Consider the following 20122-nt stretch of genomic DNA (forward strand, 5'->3'; position numbering starts at 1 on the left):
TTTATATAGTTATTCGTTTTTCAACCGTTCATCGAACAAGTTTTACATTTCATTATCTTCCGGCAGTGGTTCTGATGTTTCCTCTTGCTCAATGAATACTTTACGAGGCTTACTTCCTTCTGATGGGCCAACAACTCCATGAGCTTCCAGTTCATCTACGAGTCGAGCGGCTCGGTTGTAACCGATTCGAAACCTTCTTTGGAGAAGGGAGATACTTGCTGTTTGCATTTCAACAACAAGTGCTTTTGCTTCCTCAAACAGTTCATCTTGTGGCTGTTCTGGGGCACCTGCCGTTTCAACTTCATCTGTCGGCATCATTTTCTCTTCATAGTGAGCTTCTTGCTGATCTGTAACAAATTGAACGACCCGCTCCACTTCATGGTCAGAGATGAATGCTCCTTGCACACGGATAGGTTTATTCTCACCCATTGGCAAGAACAGCATATCTCCTCGCCCTAAGAGCTTTTCTGCTCCATTAGAGTCGATGATCGTCCGAGAATCTGTACCGCTTGATACAGCAAATGCCATTCTGGAAGGTACATTTGCTTTGATGATCCCTGTGATAACATCCACACTTGGACGTTGAGTAGCTAGGATCATGTGGATGCCCGCTGCCCGAGCCATTTGCGCTAAACGAATAATCGCATCTTCGACTTCGTTGCTAGCTACCATCATCAAGTCAGCTAATTCATCTACGATTACTACGATGAATGGTAAGGTTGGATGTTTCGTTCCGTTTTCTAAGTTTTTCTGCTGAACAAATTCATTGTAACCAGAAATATTTCTTACACCAGTTGCCGCAAATTTTTCATATCGTTCTTCCATTTCTTGTACTACTTTTTGTAAGGCTTGTGCCGCTTTTCTAGGGTTCGTCACGACCGGCGTCAACAGATGAGGTATCCCGTTGTACATATTTAATTCAACCATTTTCGGATCGATCATCATCAGTTTTACTTCATGGGGCTTAGCACGCATCAATATACTTGTAATGATTCCATTGATTGCTACTGACTTCCCACTACCAGTCGAACCAGCTACAAGTAAGTGAGGCATTTTCGAAAGGTCAGCCGTTTGTACTCGTCCAGAAACATCACGTCCTAAAGGTACTTCCAGTAATTTATCTGGATGGTTTGGCTGAGCTTCGATGATTTCTCTAAAGGAAACCATACTGATCTTTCCATTTGGTACTTCAATACCAATCAGTGATTTACCTGGGATCGGCGCTTCCATCCGAACATCTTTCGCCGCTAAAGCAAGTGCGATATCATCTGTTAAGTTCACGATTTTACTTACTTTTACCCCTACAGCTGGTTGGACTTCGAATTTTGTGACGGATGGGCCTAAACTAGCTTTGACGACCTTAGCATCCACACCGAAACTTTGGAAAGTTTGTTCCAATACACCGATATTTTTTTCAATTTTTTTATACTCATCACTTTGATCCACAGTTGGTATAGAATCAAGTAAGTCAACTGTCGGCAATTCATAATCTTGATTTTCCTGTTCTGCTTCGATCTCAAATTCTAATGAAGTACCGTCATCCTCTGGCAACTCATCAGCTAAACCTTCCGCTGTATTGGTCTGTTTTGGTGTATCTGGTACTGGTTTCTCTAGATTCGCAGGATGGATATTTTCTTGAAAACTGTCAATTGGAACAAAACTTAACTGCTCAGGTTCGGCATTTTCTGGTTCCTGCCATTCATCAGGAGTATTTTTCCTTTGCTGGTTCACAGCTTTTTTCTTCTCATATTCTGCAGCTTCTTTTTCTGCTGCTTCTTGTGCCGCTAAGCGTCTTGCTTCTTTCGCTTCTGCACGCTGTTTCATTCTTTCTTCCTTTGCCGCTTGCTTTTGAGCTTGCTTGGCAGGATCACCTTCTAATAATTCCTGTACCCGTTCTCCAATTGATTGGATACCATTCAGCAGCTGATAGCCTTCCAAATTACTGAACAAGAATGCTCCACCCGCCAGTAATAAAACAGCTGCTAAATAACTTCCAGGCTGTGCAATCAAGAAATAAGTGAAATGATAAAGAATTGCTCCGATCATTCCTCCGCCAACGTTATTATCTACTTGACTTTGTTTTATATCGCTAGCTAATAAGTCCCATGTCGTTCCCATGATATTTGGTTCCCCAGTATGGAGTTTGCCGAATAAATGGGCATGTAGCAATAATAAGATACCGAAATAAAAGAGTATACCGCCAAACCAGCGTCGGTTTTTGCCAATTGAAAACTCTGTATTCTTAATGACAATCCAAAATCCTAATACGGCTAATAAAAGACAGAGGATTTGGTAAGTATTTCCTGCAATGATCCGAAAGCCGTTTGCAATCAATATTCCTAAAAAACCTAATTTTAAAAAGCCGAATACAGCAAATAGAATCAAGGCAAATCCAACACCAATCGTCAGCATTTGTTCTTGCTGCTGTTTTTGCTTTTTCGTTTTTTTCGTCTTTTTCCTTTTCTTAGTAGGCCGTTTCTTTTGTGCCATTTATTATCCCTCATTTCATCAAGTTTCATTATACAAAAAAAAGCAAGGGAACTAAAGTTTTGTTTGAAAGAACTGACGCTTTCTTTTACTTTTCAGCTTATTTTACAGTTTTTCTTAATTTATAAATGATTTTATCAAAAAAAGGCACGGCCATATCCAGCCGTACCTTCTTGTTTTAAGCATGAGAACTAAAGGTTCTCTCCATTTTCTTCGATCAGTTTTTGGTACCAGTAATAACTGTCTTTCTTATATCGTTCCAAAGATCCTTCTTGTGTTTCATCTTGATCGACATATACAAATCCATATCGTTTTTGATAACCGTTCAACCAGCTAAGCAAATCTGTATAAGACCATGTACAATAGCCTAATACTTCTGCTCCATCTGAAATTGCTTCTTTGATTGCTTTGACATGGCTTTGTAAATAATGGATTCGATAGTCGTCATGGATTTGTTTGTCTTCTGTCAACTTGTCATACTCTCCTAAGCCATTTTCCGTGATCAGCACCGGCATGCGGTAACGGCTCGTGATACGACGCAATCCGATCCTTAAGCCTTCTGGGTCGATTTCCCAGTCCCAATTTGTTCGTTCGACAAATGGATTCTCAACTTTTTTATACATTCCAGGAACCCCTGTTTCTTCTGATGAACCTTTTTTCCCGGTCGTATTCATTTTTCCTGCTCCAACCCCATCTAATGGATTGAATGCATTCGTCGCTGTTTGATAGTAATTGATCCCAAGGAAATCTGGCTTGGCTGATTCTAGCAATTCTGCATCGCCCGCTTCAATCGTTGGCGCCCATCCTTTTTCTTCTAAGAATCTCATAGCAGCAATAGGATATTTCCCCCACATATAGACATCCATCCAGTAATTGGCCATTAGATCTTCTGCATTTTCGGCTGCCAGAACATTTTCAGGATTACTGTCGATTGGATAATTTGGCGTATACGCAAAGCTTGGTCCGATTTTCCCAGGCATTTCTAACTCATGGTATTTGTTGATGACAGATGCATTTGCTAGATTTGCGATATGGTTGACTTCATACATTCGTTTTGGATCCGTCACGCCTGGCGGATGTGCTGCTAATAAATAGCCTAATGAAGTGAAGATATTTTGTTCATTCAAACTAATCCAGTAATGGACTTTCCCGCGGAATGCCTCAAATAATGTTTCTGCATAATGAGTGAAATCTTCAATAATCTGACGTGACTCCCAACCATTATATTCATCTTGCAACGCTTGTGGAAGATCCCAATGATACAAAGTCAACATAGGTTCGATACCGTTTTCAATCAATTTGTCGATCAATCTCTCATAAAAAGCGAGCCCAGCTTGATTGACTTCTCCGCGCCCATTAGGAAAAATCCGTGTCCAAGCTACAGAGAAGCGGTAAGCTTTCAGACCTTGTTCTTTCATTAAAGCAATATCTTCTTTATAACGATGATAGTGGTCTACTGCCAGATCACCGTTTGTTCCTTTAAATGTCTTTCCTGGAATTCGAACAAATCGATCCCAGACTGATTCGCCTTTCCCATCTTCTTGCCAAGCTCCTTCTACTTGATACGCTGCAGAAGCAGAGCCCCACAGAAAATCTTTTGGAAATGAGGTAAGTTCTTTGTGTTCCATTCATCTCTTCCTTTCCTATAACCTTCAATCGTTCCTCTTTTTAGAATAACACGAAACCCCTTCCATAACAAAATAAAATTATGTAAAACATACTAAGATTAGAGGGGAACATCATTCGTCAATGATGTTCCCCTCTAATCTTAGTATGTTTTTGTTAATTTCTCGGCGTGACATCTTCACCAAACCATTTATTGGAGATTTTTTGGAATTCCCCTGTTTTTTCTAATCGATCAAATGCTTCATTTATCTTCTTCACTAACGTATCATCTGACTTACGCACGCCAACCGCAAAATCCTCACTTTCGTAAGAACCTTTTGTCATGTTGAAGTCTTCTAGCTCGTTTCTTTGTTTCAAATAATAGTCCGCATATACTTTATCCATCAGCAAACCATCGATCCGTCCGCTTTTCAGATCAATCAGTGCTTCATTAAAACTATCGTACAAAACAGCATCTTGGTTTTTGACTATCTCTTTTAACACTTCTGGTTGTTTTGTAAATACATCATAACCAGATGACCCATTTTGCGCACCTAATCTCTTATTTTTCATTTGCTCAAAGCTTGTGATTCCTGATTCTTTAGGTGTGATCAGTACTTGATCATTTTCCATATAAGGTTTTGTAAACTGCACTTTCTTTTCTCTTGCCGGTGTCTTGGAATAGCCATTCCAGATCAAGTCGATCGTTCCATTGTTCAATTCAAATTCCTTCATTGACCAGTCAATAGGCTGAAAGTCTACCGTAATCCCATATTGTTCAAAGACTGCTTTGGCTAAATCAATATCGAATCCTGTAAGCTTCCCGTCTTTATCTCTAAATCCCATAGGAACAAATGTATCGTCCAAACCTATAACGATTTTTTTCTCTTCGTTGATAGCCGCCCAATTATCTGCTGAAGCCTTTTTATTCGAACAGCCTGCAAAAAGAAGAAGACCTACGAGCAAAGCGAATAGAAAACTGATTTTTTTCATCTCTATCTTCTCCTTTCTTAACGAATTGGGGAAACTTTTAATAGTTGATCACCGACATTTTCTGCAAATACGAGATCATGTGTGACAATGATTTGGGTTACCCCGTCTTCTTTCAATGATAGGATCAAACGCTCGACTTGCTGACGCAACTCAGGATCTAAAGCACTCGTTGGTTCATCATAAGCCAATACCCTCGGATTCATGGCCAATGCTCTGGCAATCGCTACCCGTTGTTTTTGTCCGCCAGAAAGCTGATAAGGATAGTTATTCAATAAATCGCTAATCCCTAATGAAGCCGCTAATTCTTCTGCTTTTTTGGTGTATTCTTCTTTTGTCTGTTTCAATACCATTTTCGGTGCTAAGGTAATGTTTTCAAAAATATTCAGATGTGGAAATAGCTGGAAGTCTTGGAATACGACTCCTACAACTTGTTCTTTCATTTTAAGTTCGAATGGATTGAACGGTACACCGTCTAAATAAAATTCTCCGCTGTCAGAGCTTTCTAAGCCAGCCAAGATACGTAAAAGTGTGGTTTTACCGCCACCGGAAGGACCTACGATAGCTAATGTTTTCCCATCTGGAATGATTAGATCCAAATCTTTGATTATTTCTTTTTCACCAAATGCTTTGTTCACTTTCTTCAATTCAATCATATTTCTTCCTCCTATCAGTTAGCGGTAATAATTTAATTTTCCTTCAACTTGTTTCATTACGATTGTTAGAATACCAGTCAATGTAAGATAGATGATTGCCACGCCTAGCAAAGGCAGTAAAGTCGCGTCGCGTTCCATCGCGATTTTCCCGGCACGCATTACGTCACCTAAACCTAATATATAGATCAAGGAAGAATCTTTGACCAAGTTGATAACTTCATTACCTACAGAAGGTAAAACAATCTTTGTTACTTGCGGGATGACGATTTTCGTCACCGTTTGAAAGGGACTTAATTGCAAAACTTGCGCTGCTTCATATTGACCTTGAGGAATCGATTGTATCCCTCCACGGAAGATCTCTGCAAAATAAGCGGCATAGTTCAAGATAAAAGCAATGAGCGCTGCTTCGAATCGATCAAAAACGATCCCAATCGTCGGCAAACCATAAAAAACAAAAATCAGCTGTAACAATAGCGGCGTTCCCCGCATGATCCATACATATGTTTGAAGAAAGTAGCGTAGTGGCTTAAAATGCAAGGACAATCCTAGTGCTAAAATAATCCCTAATGGCAGCGAGCCAATCAAGGTAAATAAAAATAATTTCAATGTTGTGAGTGCTCCTACTAATAATTGCGGCATAACTTCAATTAAATACTCCATCTTCTTTTCCTCCTTTAAAATAAAAAAATCCTCTTGGCAAATGCCAAGAGGACGTATTATACGTGGTTCCACCTCTGTTTATTTTTTCCTTGCAGAAAAAACCTCACACAGTCGTTGCAAATCAGATGAAAACAAAAAGTCCTTTGATCCGAAGATCAAAGGACGTTAATCACGTGGTTCCACCTTTTTTTACCGGCTCCTCACGGAAAAGCCAGCCTTATCTGGTCATCTAGCAACGACCGCAGCTGTAACGGGCTCCCCGGATTTTCCTACTATACGCTTCAGAAAATCGACTCCAAGATGTGTTTCACGGTTAACTGCTGCCTCTTTCCACCAACCAGAGACTCTCTAAAAACACCTAACTGCTACTCTTCTTTTCGATGTCATTTATTTTAACTTTACGTGTAATTTACATGATTATTTTTCATTTGTCAACTCTTTTTTATGATACACTAATAAAAAAGGAGGATGATGCGCAATGAGTCGTGCAACCGAACAAGAAGCTTATGAACTACTAAAAAAACTGGATATCTCTTTTCAAAAAGTCGATCATCCTGCGATTACGTCAGTCAAAAATGTCCCTTTTTCCCTACCTGGTCCGCAAGTAAAAAATCTATTATTGAAATCAAGAAAAGGAAAAAAAATCTATCTTGTCATCTTGCCTGATGAAAAGCATGCCGATTTAAAACAACTAGCTGAACAATTAAAAGAAAAGCGCTTATCTTTTGTTTCTGAAGAACAGCTTCCTGACCTTCTAGGTGTTCCAGCAGGTACAGTGACTCCATTAGCATTGATGCACGACAAAGAGAAAAAAATCCAAGTCGTGATCGATGCTGCTATTGATCGTCAAGATACCGTAGGCTTTCATCCAAATATCAATACCACTACGTTGATCATGGATTTTTCCGACTTTGAAAAGATACTTGTTTACTTAGAACATCTGCCAGTTTATGAAAATTTGTAATGATAGAGTAGTTTTCTTATTTCCCAATCCAAGCGTCTTTTTCTTTATTTAGTACAAAATATATCAGAAATTCTTTTAGCCAATCAAACAATGTAACAACTAGTATGGACACTGAAAACTAGAGTATTCTTCCATAGTTAGCCAAATCCATATTTATTGATTCTACGAAAAGAGGCTGGGACAGAAGCGTTTAACTCCAAGAAATAAGAAGAAATTCACGAAAATTGCTTTTCAAATTTTTGTGAATTTCAGCTTATTTCCGAAGGAGTTGCTTCTGCTTCCGCCGTTTATACGTGTTTAGAGCGTGAGACAAAAGTGTTCTTTGCTTTTGTCCCACGCTCTTTTCAATTATAAAGCGGAATTTTATTCTTTTGCTTTCAGTCATATTTAACAAAAAATATTATATTCTGAATAACAAAAATTATTCTATCTACCCGTGGTGCTAGTTAATTTTAATATTCTAAAGAATATCTCAAAGTTCCTTCAAAACGTCGTTGTACTCGACTTAATAGAACACTGTAAGCCAGTAATATGCTTTCAAATCTACTCTCTAGCCCTTTAACAGAACGTGAGTTGAAATTTTGACAACCTAATTTTTCTAAGGAAGAAAAAACAGTCTCAACTGTTTTTCTTTGTTTTCCAAGTAAGCTGTGGTCTAGTTTTTCTGATTTATCCATGTTTTTACGTGGCGGAACGGATATAGTAATGCCCTTAAGGGCAAGCTTTTCATAGATTTTATGGCTAATATATCCTTTGTCCCCTAGGATATTGGGAAGATTCGCTTCTTCCGATAAAGTCTCTAACACTTTCACGTCATGGACACCTGGATTCGTGATTGAGTAAGTAATCGGAAAGCCAGTATTAGTAACGATCATATGAATTTTAAGACCATAAAAATAAGATTTTTTTGTTGAGTTATAGCCAACTTTGGCTATTTGATTCAATAGTTTTGCTTGTCTATTTCTAACTGGTTTACATAATGGACTAGGAAAACTATCTATAATTCCGACTAGTTCACCTTTGGTGAGCTTCTTGATGAAAAAGTATCGAATAATCTTGATAGTGTAAGCTAAGTTTGAACTTAAGCGAGTGAATCGACTCCTACTAGGAAAGTCACCATTAGGAAATAAGACGGAACAAACCGCTCTATACGTGGCTCTTTGGCTAGTATAGCCATTAATTATGCCCCATATAACACAAGCAATAATCACTGTATCGCGTTGCTTCAGTTGATCAGTATTTCTTCGGTTTTTAATCTTATCTGGTACACAATTGTGGTATATGTTAGAAACAGTTCTCATAATTTCCTTGAATGTTATAAAAGTATCTGTATAATGTTCAGTATATTTTGATGAACGCATATGTAGTCCTCATTTCTTGGGAGTTTTGAGACTACTATATGCGTTTTTTTGTTGATTTACCAACATGTTTAGACATTTTCCTCTAGGAAAAAATTAACTAGCACCACGGGTATTCTATCTAAACTTTTTTATATTTTTGTAAGAATATCCCTGTACAGATAGTTACTATCAATAAACCAATGATTACAGCAAAACTAGATTTTTTACTACTTGTTTTAGGAAGAATGCTTTTTGATTTATTTGTTATCTGTTTAGGTACAGCTCTCTTACTAATATAATTGGTTCTTTGTTCGCTAGATTCCCCTGTATGAGCAAATATTTGCAATTTTTGAGAGAATAGATTTCTAATTTTCTCTCTCTCTGTCTTCTCTGGAAAATTTTTCCACGGTTTTATGTGGTTACCTGGTATAGCTATATTTGTTTTGCCCGGTATATAACTGTTTTTGATGTTATACCCGTCAATTGTCGTACTGTATTCTGGCACGTTATCTTCCGTTACTGTATAGATGATTTCTTGCCCGTCTTTGTATTTTGGCAGATTTGTGAAACGATAGCGCCAATCATCTTTTTCACTGACTTCTTTGTGTTGGATCGGTTGACCGTCGGCTAATAGATTCACTGTGATCGTTGTCGGTCGTTTGCCGTCTTGATTCTCATTGTCTTCCCATGTTTTTTGTCCTGAGACCTCTTTGGTTTCTGGCACATGGGTATTGGTAATAATGTTGTTTCCATCCTTTGTTTGTTTAACTTCACTGGTATAGCCAGCTACTTTGGTCAACTCTTCCACTCGATAAGTGACAGCTTGACCTTTCGCCTTTTCTGCCAATTCGTTCCATGTGGTCGTCCAGTGATTCTCCTCGCTCAGTTCTACTGCTTCGCCTATTTTTTGGTTATTAGCATACAGCTGGACTTGGATACTTTGAGGTCGTACCCCGTCTTGGTTATTTCCATCATCCCATACTTTAGTAGCACTTAGGCTAGTTTTGCCCGGTGTATAACTGTTTTTGATGTTATACCCTTCAATCGTCGTACTGTATTCTGGTACGTTGTCTTCCGTTACTGTATAAATGATTTCTTGGCCGTCTTTGTATTTTGGCAGATTTGTGAAACGATAGCGCCAATCATCTTTTTCACTTACTTCTTTGTGTTGGATCGGTTGACCGTCGGCTAATAGATTCACTGTGATCGTCGTCGGTCGTTTGCCGTCTTGATTCTCATTGTCTTCCCATGTTTTTTGTCCTGAGACTGAAATGACTTCTTTATTCTCATTGGTAACGACTAGCCCGTTTTCAATTTTTTGATAACCTGAAGGGACGTAATCATTTCCGTTTTGGTCTACTTCTTGCACTTTAAACGTATATTCGTTTCCGCTATCATCATACTGTTGGATATCTTCCCAAGTCACTGAAGTTATTCCATTATCTAATCGTTTTGTTTCTGCATCAGGAACTGGTTCCCAATTGTTTGTACTTGCTCTGAATAATTTGAAATAAATACTTGGTCTGGGAGTGGTTCCACCGTTCCAAATTTTAGTTGCTGTGATGTTCGTAACCTTTTTCTTGTTATAAATAGGTAAACTGACTCCCTCTGTATCATTTTCGTTTATGGAGAATTTGAGTTCATTTGAACTTAGTGGATCAAAATCAATCCAATTGGGTGCTTCTTTTTCTTTTACAACATAATCTCCTATTTGCAGACCTTTGATACTAACTTCTCCCTGTTCATTCGAAGTCAATAGGATACTAGACTGTCCTTGAATAGGCTGTTCATCTGCTCGTCTTAATTCGAAAGTCACATTTGGGATACCAATCTCTGTGCCATTGATATATTTGAAAATCTTCAATTCGCCTCTAACTGTACCGTTGACTCCACCAGAAGCTGAAATATTTTTAACTGTATGATTGAAACTTTCTCCATCAACAGCAGGTTTATTAACTTCTTTAAACCAAGCTTTCGAATGATTCTCAAAACTTGTTTGTTCTGGTTCTTCTATGATCGTCTTATAACTCACCATTATTATTCTAAGATTGACAAAGTTTTTTGGTATAGTTATTTCAATGTAATTATCATTTACTGAAAAATCAAATGTAGCACCGGGGAAATCTTGTAAAAATTGTTGGATTCCCTCTTCTCCTCTGTAAACTTTCTGTTCACCTAAGTGTATTTGATTAATTTCAAACGCACTTGGATCTAATCTTTGTCCACTTTGGATTTCATCGCTGATTTTAACTGGTTGTTCAACGTAAGTGCCGTTATTGTTAATATTCAAAAACCATCGAATGTGCTCAGTATCTTCAGGAAGCATGTCTCCTGTTTTATAATAAAAAACGCTAGAAGAAGAACCAGAAGCTGGCTTTGTCACATTTACAGTAGCCGTTTTGTCACCGCTCGTCACGGTGAATGGCCCCGTATTTTCTTCACCAATATCGGTTACGTTTCTGGCCTGTATCTCAAATTGCCCCCAACCTTCTACTGAGTCTATGTTTTTAATATTTTCATTAAATACAACCTGTGCAGAATCTTTTCTGACCGTTAAAGTTCCAACATTTTTATTTTCAATCATTAATGGGATTTCTTTTTGAAATCCTTCACCGCGAATATTTCCTTCACTTGGCCAATTGATCCAAAGATAATCACCTGGCTGGATGTCTTTTTTTTTTTCGTCAAACGAGAATTTTACTTTTATGTTTCCTCCATCTGTAATATTCGTTGGATCCACGGTCAACGAAGTGACATTACTGCTGATATCTCTGCCTGAATCCGCATAGACATGAACAGGAATCAGTGATGTTATATTAGTAATAATAAATAACATTGATAAAATAATATTTCTACACTTTTTCATTTTTTCTATCTCCCCTATTTTAACTAAAAATAAAACCTACCATATCATCTCTCAAAAATCCTTTCTTCAATTCCTCCCCACTCATTTCCAATCTTTTAACTAAAAAATTGATAGTTATTTTACAAATATTTATAAAAAATAAATATGCCAAAAAACTGTTTTTACAAGGTTTTTCCTAATGCAAATTATTTTTTCGCATATATTCATTTTATTTTACTTATTGCTTTCATTTTTTCAATCTATATTTCCAATTTTTAACTTACAAAAATGCAACGTGCATAAATAACTATAGTTGCATAAAATATTCTTTTAATTAGCATTATTATTTTATAACAGCTGTTTTTATGTTAAATAAAGAATAAAACACAATATAAAAAATACAGACTTTGTTCAAATAAACGAACTTAGCCTGTATTCTGTGATTGACGCTACTTTTTAATTCATTGAGATGAATAATCCATTTTTATAAATGCCCAAAAGTAATCGGTGCCGAAGCCATTCCTCGACCTAATTCTTTTTCAAATTTTCCTATTGTTGATATCTCCATATAAAACGGTGAGACTGGTTTAGACAATTCTCCCTTGATTGCTAACGGACGTAAACTACGTTCCAAATTATTTATGACTTTAGGATAATACTGACCTTTTTCTAAGCCTGTTTTTGCTTCTATCAGAAGTATACGTTCCTTTTCATTGATCTCTGGATTTAAAACGAGATCATATAATTTTAGTACCATGTTTTCTATTTCTTCACTTTTAGACATCACGATTTCCTCCCAGAAATATTTTTCTCCCCACTACATTCTATACACAAATTATACGCCATTTTTAGTGGTTTTTAAATCACACAGACATAAAGAAAAAAGACAGATACCCAACCAGGGTATCTGTCTTTTGCTTTATGCCAGCTATAGGGATCGAACCTACGACCTACGCGTTACGAGTGCGTTGCTCTACCAACTGAGCTAAGCTGGCCTTATCCAAAAGAAATTATATACTCTATTTGGCTGATTGTAAAGAGTTCGATGGAAAATTAGTTTAATTTCATGATATTTTTCATAAAACGTGGTATAATTGATGTGAAAGGCAGGTTTTATGAAAATGGCAACTTTTGGAAAATTTGATACAACTATCGTACCATCGGAAATTGGTGAAAAATTCAAGATCAATACTCACGTAATGTTCACGATTCACGGCAAGCCGCAAACTGGAACGATTTCAAAACAATTGAAAAATTCCGCTGTTGTTGAGATTGATGAAACTGCAGAAAATGCGAACTTGATGACGCAAAGCAAGGGTGTAGTAATCGTTAACTACAAAGAACTTAAAAAGATTTGAATTTGACCATCTCTGCATTTTTGGGATGGTTTTTTTATATACAAACGAAAGCTGTGAAAAAGCTGCTCTGCCTCAAACATTAAAAATGACCAAAAAGGATGTGACAAAAGTTGTGTCACATCCTTTTTCATTTTCACTTATTTTGTACCAAACAAACGGTCACCCGCATCCCCTAGTCCAGGAACGATATAACCATGTTCATTCAATTTTTCATCTAGAGAAGCTGTATAGATATCAATATCAGGATGCGCTTCTTGCAAAGCTTTTACTCCCTCAGGTGCTGCTACCAAACAAACGAATTTGATGTTCGACGCGCCACGTTCTTTCAATGCATCGATTGCCATGATTGCTGATCCGCCTGTTGCCAACATTGGATCTACTACAAACAACTGACGTGCATCAATGTCTTCTGGAAGTTTGACGAAATATTCATGTGGCTCAAATGTTTCTTCATCTCGATAAAGACCGATATGGCCCACTTTAGCAGCTGGAATCAATTCCAAGATACCATCAACCATTCCGATACCTGCACGCAAGATTGGAATAATCGCTACTTTTTTACCGGACAACGTTTTTTGTGTTGTTTCAGTGATCGGTGTTTCGATCACGATGTCTTCCAACGGCATATCCCGTGATACTTCATATGCCATCAACATAGCGATTTCATCGACTACTTCACGAAAAACCTTTGTTCCGCAGTTTTTGTCCCGAATAATAGTTAGTTTGTGTTGAATCAATGGATGATCGATCACTTGAAATTTGCCCATTTTTTAAGCTCTCCTTTGTTCTGTCGTTTCTTTTTAATTGTAAAACAAAATCAAGTGATTGACTAGTCAAACTCGCCATTTTTCCTAAGAAAATCCTTTTTTGAAAAGAAGTTTTCCTGCTGACAAGCAAAGCTTATTCTTTTTCCATGATCCAAGAAGTAGATAATGCCATTGCTGCACGCGCTGCCTTTGTCTGATCCATAGCATTTACCATGACGAAATCATGGATGATTCCTTGGAAGCGTACTTGTGTAACAGGAACCCCTGCATCACGAAGTTTGCGTGCATAAGCCTCGCCTTCCTCTCTTAATACATCCGCTTCTCCTGTCAAAATCATTGCTGGAGGTAGATCTTTTAGTTCATTCAGGTCTGCTCTCAAAGGCGAAGCTGTGATTTCAGCACGTTCTTCTTCATTCGTCGTATATTGATCCCAAAACCATCTCATTCCATCTCTCGTCAAAAAATAGTTTTCTCCGAATTCATGATAGGTATCTGTATCAAAATCAGCGTTGGTAACTGGATAATACAGCAATTGTTTAGATATTGGGAGCCCTTTTCGTTCTTTTGTTAAGATCGTCATGACTGTAGCCATGTTACCACCTACTGAATCTCCTGCAACAATTAGATTCTCGAGATCCAGATTTTTTGACTTGGCTAATTTATTCAGCTGTTGCAACACAGCATAATTTTGTTCAATTGCTGTTGGATATTTCGCTTCAGGTGATCGACTATATTCTGGAAAGACAACGACAGAATTCGTGCGGACCGAAAGTTCTCTGATCAATTTATCATGGGTTTGAGCACTGCCAAAGACCCAACCAGCTCCATGGATATAAAAAATAACTGGTAATTTATCTATATTTCCTTCTGGTCGTACAAAACGAATATTGATTTTTCCCCATTCGCCAGTATCTACCATCAAGTCTTCAATATCAACGGAATATTTGTTCACAGGTGATCCTTGTACTTCTTCCAGTAATGCTCTTCCTTCTTCCGGTGCTAGTTCATAGATTCGCGGATGAGGTGCATTTGCATCACTGAATGCTATGGCTTCCTTTTCTAACGAGATACGATCAGTCATGACTTTTCCTCCCTGAGATTTAATGTGAAGACTAAAATTACACCTCATATACTAGAGAGCATCATCGATATTGTCAAAGAATCCGTTTTCTCCAAAAAAAATAAACAGAAAAGTCCAGCATTGAACTTTTCTGTTTTATATGGAATTTAAATTTTTATTTTTTGTGCAATGGAAATTTTTCAGTTAATTCGCGTACACCTGTTTTGACTTCGTCTAGTTGAGCATTGTCGCCTTTTGCTTGTAATGCTTTGACAACTAATTCAGCCACTTTTACAGCATCTTCTTCTTTGAATCCGCGAGTAGTGATTGCTGGTGTACCGATTCGGATGCCGCTTGTTTTGAATGGACTTAGTGTTTCAAAAGGAATCGAGTTTTTATTTACCGTGATATTCACACTGTCCAAAATACTCTCTGCTTCTTTTCCATTTATACCTAACTCACGAACATCGATCAGCATCAGATGATTATCTGTCGCTCCTGAAATGACTCTTGTTCCGATTGCTTGATTGAATACTTTGACCATTGCTTTTGCATTGGCAATGATTTGTTCACTATATTCTTTAAATGCAGGATCTAGTGCTTCTTTGAATGCCGCTGCCTTCCCAGCAATCACATGCTCTAGAGGTCCGCCTTGAATACCTGGGAAGACCGCACTATTGATTTTTTTCGCTAATGCTTCATCGTTTGTCAAAATCATGCCGCCTCGAGGTCCGCGCAATGTTTTGTGAGTGGTAGTCGTTGTGATATCTGCATAAGGAACTGGATTAGGATGAAGTCCTGCTGCTACTAATCCTGCGATATGTGCCATATCTACCATCAGTTTTGCGCCTACTTCATCTGCGATTTCTCTGAATTTCGCAAAATCGATCGTTCGTCCATAAGCACTGGCACCTGCTACAATCAATTTTGGTTGATGTTTTCTAGCTAAAATACGTACCACATTATAATCAATAACTTCTGTTGTCGGATCAACACCGTAAGCAACAAAGTGATAGGTTTTGCCACTGAAGTTGACTGGTGATCCATGTGTTAGATGTCCGCCTGCGGAAAGATCCATTCCTAAGATCGTGTCCCCTGGTTCTACCAAAGCGAGATAAGCAGCCGTGTTGGCTTGAGAGCCGGAGTGAGGTTGGACGTTCGCAAATTTTGCTCCGAATAATTCTTTTGCACGGTCAATCGCTAAATTTTCAACGATGTCGACAAATTCACATCCACCATAATAGCGATGCCCTGGATAACCTTCTGCGTATTTATTTGTCAAAATACTTCCTTGCGCAGCCATCACTGCTTCGGAGACAAAGTTTTCAGAGGCAATCAGCTCCAAATTATGTTCTTGTCTTTCTTCTTCTTTGGCGATCGCAGCCCAAAGATCAGGGTCAAACGTTTTGTAATCTACCACAAACAACAGCTCCTTTTTATTTTCCTACAATTTTATTTTTCCCATCAAAAACAAATTGCCAAATATTCGTATCTCTTCTATTTACACTTCGTTTTTCGTTCACTGATAGAAGATTTACTTGATAGCATTGTATCATACTAAAAGAATGCGGCAATAACCAATTGATCATTTTTCAAAATAATTTTGCCCAGCTGCTTTTTTCAAGCGATTCATATAAGCATTCCCCAATCCAGTTTCTGGATATACTTGTACAAAAATCAAATCTAATCCAAGTGTTGGTTCATCTAATCCTCTTAGACCTGCAAACAATCCTTTAGCCGCCGCTTCTACTGAGTTGTCGTTATACATATAAACAGCTGCAGTATCTGTCCGCACTTGATCCGCAATTTCGGGGCTTGCTATGACACCTGCACGGATCTTCTTATTTTTTGCCCATTGAACTGCAATTGACCAATCGCTATCTCTGACCATCAGAACACGTGTATCGGGTGAGTAGTGTTTGTATTTCATCCCAGGCGCTTTTGGTGTTTCATTTTCTTTTACAAGATGCTGATCAACAGCAACAGGAGATCCGATGACTGCTTCGATTTGTTCTTTCGTTACTGCACCTGGTCGTAAGATCATAGGCATGGCTGTTGGATTACTTAAATCAAGAACAGTGGATTCTACACCAATTCGCGTAGCTCCATCCTCAATGATCCCGGTAATTTTTCCTTGTAGATCATGGAATACATGATCTGCAGTTGTCGGACTTGGTTTTCCCGACGTATTTGCACTTGGACCGACAAGCGGAACCCCTGAAAGTTCGATTACTTCTAGTGTTTTTTTGTTATCCGGCATACGAAATGCAGCTGTGGATAATCCTCCTGTTACAACTGAGGGCAAGGTGTCTTTTTTGATTTTAAATATCAAAGTTAGTGGTCCAGGCCAGAAGTTCTTCACAATCTTCTCTGTTTCTGGATGAAAGTTGTCCACATACTCTTTTACTTGTTCAAAAGAGGCGACATGGACGATCAATGGATTGTCTTGAGGTCTTCCTTTTACAGAAAACACTTTCTTGACAGTATTGGGCAATAGAGCATTGGCGCCCAATCCATACACTGTTTCAGTAGGAAAAGCAACAAGTTCTCCTGCTTTCAGTGCTTTGGCTGCCTCTTTTAATTCAGTTTCATCATAACGTTTCGTTTCCACAGTTTATCCACAACCCCTTTTTCATACATTCTTGTTTTATCCAACTTTATCCTCAAGTTTTCCACTGTCTGTGGATAATCCATTTGTCAATAGTGGACAAACTTGTTGATAAGCCAAAAAGTCGTTTACATCCTTGTCAAATTAGTGTTTTTTTATAATAAAAAAACAAATAAAAATTTTTTCATCCACAACTTCAACTGTAGACTTGGATCATTCGTTCATTACCAAAAAGATCCTTTTTTATCGCTACTTTTTTATCTGGAAATGCTTGCTGGAATATTTTTTTTACTGCTTCACCTTGGCGAAATCCGATTTCTAAAAAAATCGTTCCATTTGGTTTTAGTACGCTTGGTGCTTCAACTGCTATTTTTTCATAAACAGCTAATCCATCGTTCTCCGCAAAAAGGGCCATCTTAGGTTCGAATGACCGGACACTTTCATCCATCAGTTCCCATTCATTCCGACTGATGTACGGCGGATTAGAAATAATCACATCAAATCGCCGATCCTGTACTGGTTCCAATGTATTCCCATGGTAAAAACTGATTTTCGTTCCTTCGTGCTGAGCATTTTCTTTCGCGACTTCTAACGCTTCTTCAGAAAGATCTACGGCAGATACATGCCAATTTTTTCTTGCTGCTTTCAAACTAATAGCAATCGCCCCAGTACCTGTCCCAATATCTATCACTTCCAATGGTACATCAGGCGTCTCGTCTAAACACCACTCCACTAACTCTTCTGTTTCTGGTCGAGGAATCAGTGTTGCTTCGGTTACCTTCAACCGATGATCATAAAAATCTGCATATCCTAGCAAATACTGAGGCGGATGATCTGCAAGCAGAAGTCGCAGATCTGTTTCGATCAACTGTTGTTCTTCTTCTGAAATCTCTTCGTTCATATGAAGGAGCCAATCAAGTTTTTTCCATTGTTTCCGTTCCAAAAATAAAAATTGGATACTGTATGCTTCTTTTCCATGATCCTCTAAAAAAGAAGAAGCCCGTGACAGGACTTCTCGATAGGTCATTTTACCCATTTTGCATAGCTTCCAGTTTTGATGTTTGATCATACATGATCAATGCATCAACGATTTCATCTAATTTCCCTGCTAAAATCTGATCTAATTTTTGGATAGTTAATCCGATACGGTGATCAGTCACGCGATTTTGCGGGAAATTATATGTCCGAATCCGTTCTGAACGATCCCCAGTTCCGACTGCTGATTTTCGATTGGCATCATATTCACTTTGTGCTTCTTGTTGGATCTTATCATACACACGAGCACGCAAGATTTTCATTGCTTTTTCACGGTTCTTGATCTGAGAACGTTCATCCTGCATAGCAACGACGATCCCTGTTGGTAAGTGAGTCAAACGTACAGCAGATGCTGTTTTATTGACGTGCTGTCCGCCAGCACCTGAAGCATGATAGATATCTGTGCGGATATCTTTGTCTTCAATATCGATCTCTACTTCTTCAGCTTCTGGCATCACGACAACTGTTGCTGTGGAAGTATGGATACGCCCTTGCGATTCAGTTGAAGGAACACGTTGGACACGGTGTGCACCACTTTCATATTTTAATTTCGAATAAACATTCTCTCCGGTAATCATCATGATCACTTCTTTGTATCCACCGATTCCGGTAACGTTCGCTTCCATCACTTCTGTTTTCCAACCTTGCGCTTCAGCATACTTTTGGTACATATTGAAAAGATCACCCGCGAATAAGGCTGCTTCGTCTCCACCTGCTGCTCCACGGATTTCCATGATGATATTTTTATCGTCATTTGGATCTTTTGGTAAAAGCAGGATCTTGATTTTTTCTTCTAAGACTTCTTTTTCTTTTTTTAACTCAGATAATTCTTCTTTTGCTAATTCAGCCATTTCATCATCCAGTTTTTCACCAAGCAGTTCTTCTGTATCGGTGATTCCTTGTACTACTTCTTTATAACGACGATAAACTTCGACTGTTTCGCGCGTGTTTGCTTCTTCTTTTGAAAGCTGCATAAAGCGCTTTGTATCAGAAATCACTTCTGGGTCGCTTAAAAGTTCTCCAAGCTCTTCATAACGGTCTTCAATTGATTGTAATTGATCGTACATGCTTATTCTCCTTCTGTAATCATTGATGGATGAAAGTAATGTTTTCGACAAACGGGGTAATAAGCTTCATTTCCGCCAATTTGCACTTGATCGCCTTCATAAACAGGTTTCCCATCAATATAATGTAAATTCATGATTGCTTTTTTGTGGCAGAACCAACAGATCGTTTTCATTTCTTCAATCTTGTCTGCGTAAAGCAATAAATATTTTGATCCTTCAAATAACTCGTTTCGAAAATCATTTTTCAAACCAAACGCCATAACCGGAATATCCAATTCATCCACGATTCTCGTAAAAGCAATGACATGTTTCTTTTTTAAGAACTGCGCTTCATCGATCAGCACACAATAGGGTTTGCTTTCCATGTTCTGAATCACGTCAAATACGTCTGTTTCTTCAAATATCGGCATTGCTTCACGTTTCAGTCCGATTCGGCTTGAAACAACGCCTAAACCATCTCTCGTATCAATACCGCTTGTCATCAAGACAACTGGTTTGTTTTGTTCTTCATAATTATGAGCGACTTTTAGGATCTCGATCGTCTTGCCGCTATTCATTGCGCCATACTTAAAAAATAGTTGTGCCATGCTCTTTTTCACCTTCCAGTTTGTTCCTATGGTATTATACTTGATTTTCAACATTTTTTACAGTGAGAATTTTCATCAAGCACAGATTATCGT

At 38.2% G+C, this 20122-nt stretch carries 17 protein-coding genes, 1 tRNA gene and 1 other annotated feature; of the genes, 2 read left to right on the forward strand and 16 right to left on the reverse strand.

The genetic code is table 11. The features are described from left to right. Positions 1–42 precede the first annotated feature (42 nt). From QK255_RS10315 to QK255_RS10335, 5 genes are all read right to left on the reverse strand, one after another. Positions 43–2490: a DNA translocase FtsK gene (locus tag QK255_RS10315; RefSeq protein ID WP_002293563.1), complete on the reverse strand. Its 2448-nt coding sequence runs from the start codon at positions 2488–2490 to the stop codon at positions 43–45. A gap of 188 nt (positions 2491–2678) precedes the next feature. Then, positions 2679–4115, reverse strand: a complete 1437-nt coding sequence (locus QK255_RS10320) for a glycoside hydrolase family 1 protein (protein ID WP_002293561.1) — start codon at positions 4113–4115, stop codon at positions 2679–2681. A 154-nt stretch (positions 4116–4269) separates the two neighbouring features. Beyond that, complete coding sequence (locus QK255_RS10325) at positions 4270–5085, reverse strand: amino acid ABC transporter substrate-binding protein (RefSeq protein WP_002328943.1); 816 nt, start codon at positions 5083–5085, stop codon at positions 4270–4272. 17 nt (positions 5086–5102) lie between these two features. Next, the gene (locus QK255_RS10330; protein WP_002293345.1) at positions 5103–5738 is read right to left on the reverse strand and encodes an amino acid ABC transporter ATP-binding protein; all 636 of its coding nucleotides are present in this window, start codon (positions 5736–5738) and stop codon (positions 5103–5105) included. Positions 5739–5756: 18 nt separating this feature from the next. Then, complete coding sequence (locus tag QK255_RS10335) at positions 5757–6398, reverse strand: amino acid ABC transporter permease (protein WP_002293344.1); 642 nt, start codon at positions 6396–6398, stop codon at positions 5757–5759. Between the two features lie 155 nt (positions 6399–6553). After that, positions 6554–6788 (reverse strand) — a binding site (T-box leader). Positions 6789–6876: 88 nt separating this feature from the next. On the opposite strand from QK255_RS10335, the gene QK255_RS10340 reads away from it, so the two are divergent. Next, on the forward strand, positions 6877–7362 hold the full coding sequence (locus tag QK255_RS10340; protein ID WP_002293342.1) for a prolyl-tRNA synthetase associated domain-containing protein: 486 nt from the start codon (positions 6877–6879) through the stop codon (positions 7360–7362). 452 nt (positions 7363–7814) lie between these two features. On the opposite strand, the gene QK255_RS10345 is transcribed toward QK255_RS10340, so the two are convergent. From QK255_RS10345 to QK255_RS10370, 4 genes are all read right to left on the reverse strand, one after another. Further along, entirely contained in the window at positions 7815–8723 is a 909-nt protein-coding gene (locus tag QK255_RS10345; protein ID WP_002335471.1) for an IS982-like element ISEfm1 family transposase, read from the reverse strand. A gap of 118 nt (positions 8724–8841) precedes the next feature. Further along, entirely contained in the window at positions 8842–11568 is a 2727-nt protein-coding gene (locus QK255_RS10360) for a Cna B-type domain-containing protein (protein ID WP_502855984.1), read from the reverse strand. 463 nt (positions 11569–12031) lie between these two features. Then, positions 12032–12331, reverse strand: coding sequence for a bacteriocin immunity family protein (locus QK255_RS10365; protein WP_269407042.1), 300 nt, complete (start codon positions 12329–12331; stop codon positions 12032–12034). A 138-nt stretch (positions 12332–12469) separates the two neighbouring features. Further along, a tRNA-Thr gene (locus QK255_RS10370) sits at positions 12470–12542 on the reverse strand. 120 nt (positions 12543–12662) lie between these two features. Here QK255_RS10370 and QK255_RS10375 point away from each other — a divergent pair. Further along, on the forward strand, positions 12663–12905 hold the full coding sequence (locus tag QK255_RS10375; protein ID WP_002291542.1) for a hypothetical protein: 243 nt from the start codon (positions 12663–12665) through the stop codon (positions 12903–12905). Positions 12906–13042: 137 nt separating this feature from the next. Here the strand turns inward: QK255_RS10375 and upp are convergent, their stop codons facing one another. The 7 genes from upp to QK255_RS10410 all read right to left on the reverse strand — a co-directional run bounded on the left by upp (position 13043) and on the right by QK255_RS10410 (position 20029). Then, positions 13043–13672: a uracil phosphoribosyltransferase gene (gene upp / locus QK255_RS10380; protein ID WP_002291540.1), complete on the reverse strand. Its 630-nt coding sequence runs from the start codon at positions 13670–13672 to the stop codon at positions 13043–13045. Positions 13673–13805: 133 nt separating this feature from the next. Further along, positions 13806–14753, reverse strand: coding sequence for an alpha/beta hydrolase (locus QK255_RS10385; protein WP_002328941.1), 948 nt, complete (start codon positions 14751–14753; stop codon positions 13806–13808). A gap of 154 nt (positions 14754–14907) precedes the next feature. Further along, positions 14908–16152, reverse strand: coding sequence for a serine hydroxymethyltransferase (gene glyA, locus QK255_RS10390; protein WP_002291533.1), 1245 nt, complete (start codon positions 16150–16152; stop codon positions 14908–14910). A 165-nt stretch (positions 16153–16317) separates the two neighbouring features. Beyond that, entirely contained in the window at positions 16318–17343 is a 1026-nt protein-coding gene (locus QK255_RS10395; RefSeq protein ID WP_002291530.1) for an L-threonylcarbamoyladenylate synthase, read from the reverse strand. A 193-nt stretch (positions 17344–17536) separates the two neighbouring features. Beyond that, positions 17537–18376 (reverse strand): peptide chain release factor N(5)-glutamine methyltransferase, encoded by an 840-nt coding sequence (gene prmC / locus QK255_RS10400; RefSeq protein WP_002291522.1) that lies wholly within the window; start codon positions 18374–18376, stop codon positions 17537–17539. Beyond that, positions 18369–19442: a peptide chain release factor 1 gene (gene prfA, locus QK255_RS10405; protein ID WP_002291519.1), complete on the reverse strand. Its 1074-nt coding sequence runs from the start codon at positions 19440–19442 to the stop codon at positions 18369–18371. The genes prmC and prfA overlap by 8 nt, the downstream gene beginning before the upstream one ends. A 2-nt stretch (positions 19443–19444) precedes the next feature. Next, entirely contained in the window at positions 19445–20029 is a 585-nt protein-coding gene (locus tag QK255_RS10410; protein WP_002291517.1) for a thymidine kinase, read from the reverse strand. Positions 20030–20122: the final 93 nt, after the last annotated feature.

This window comes from Enterococcus sp. ZQ21, assembly GCF_030053755.1.
Classification (GTDB): Bacteria; Bacillota; Bacilli; order Lactobacillales; family Enterococcaceae; genus Enterococcus_B; species Enterococcus_B lactis.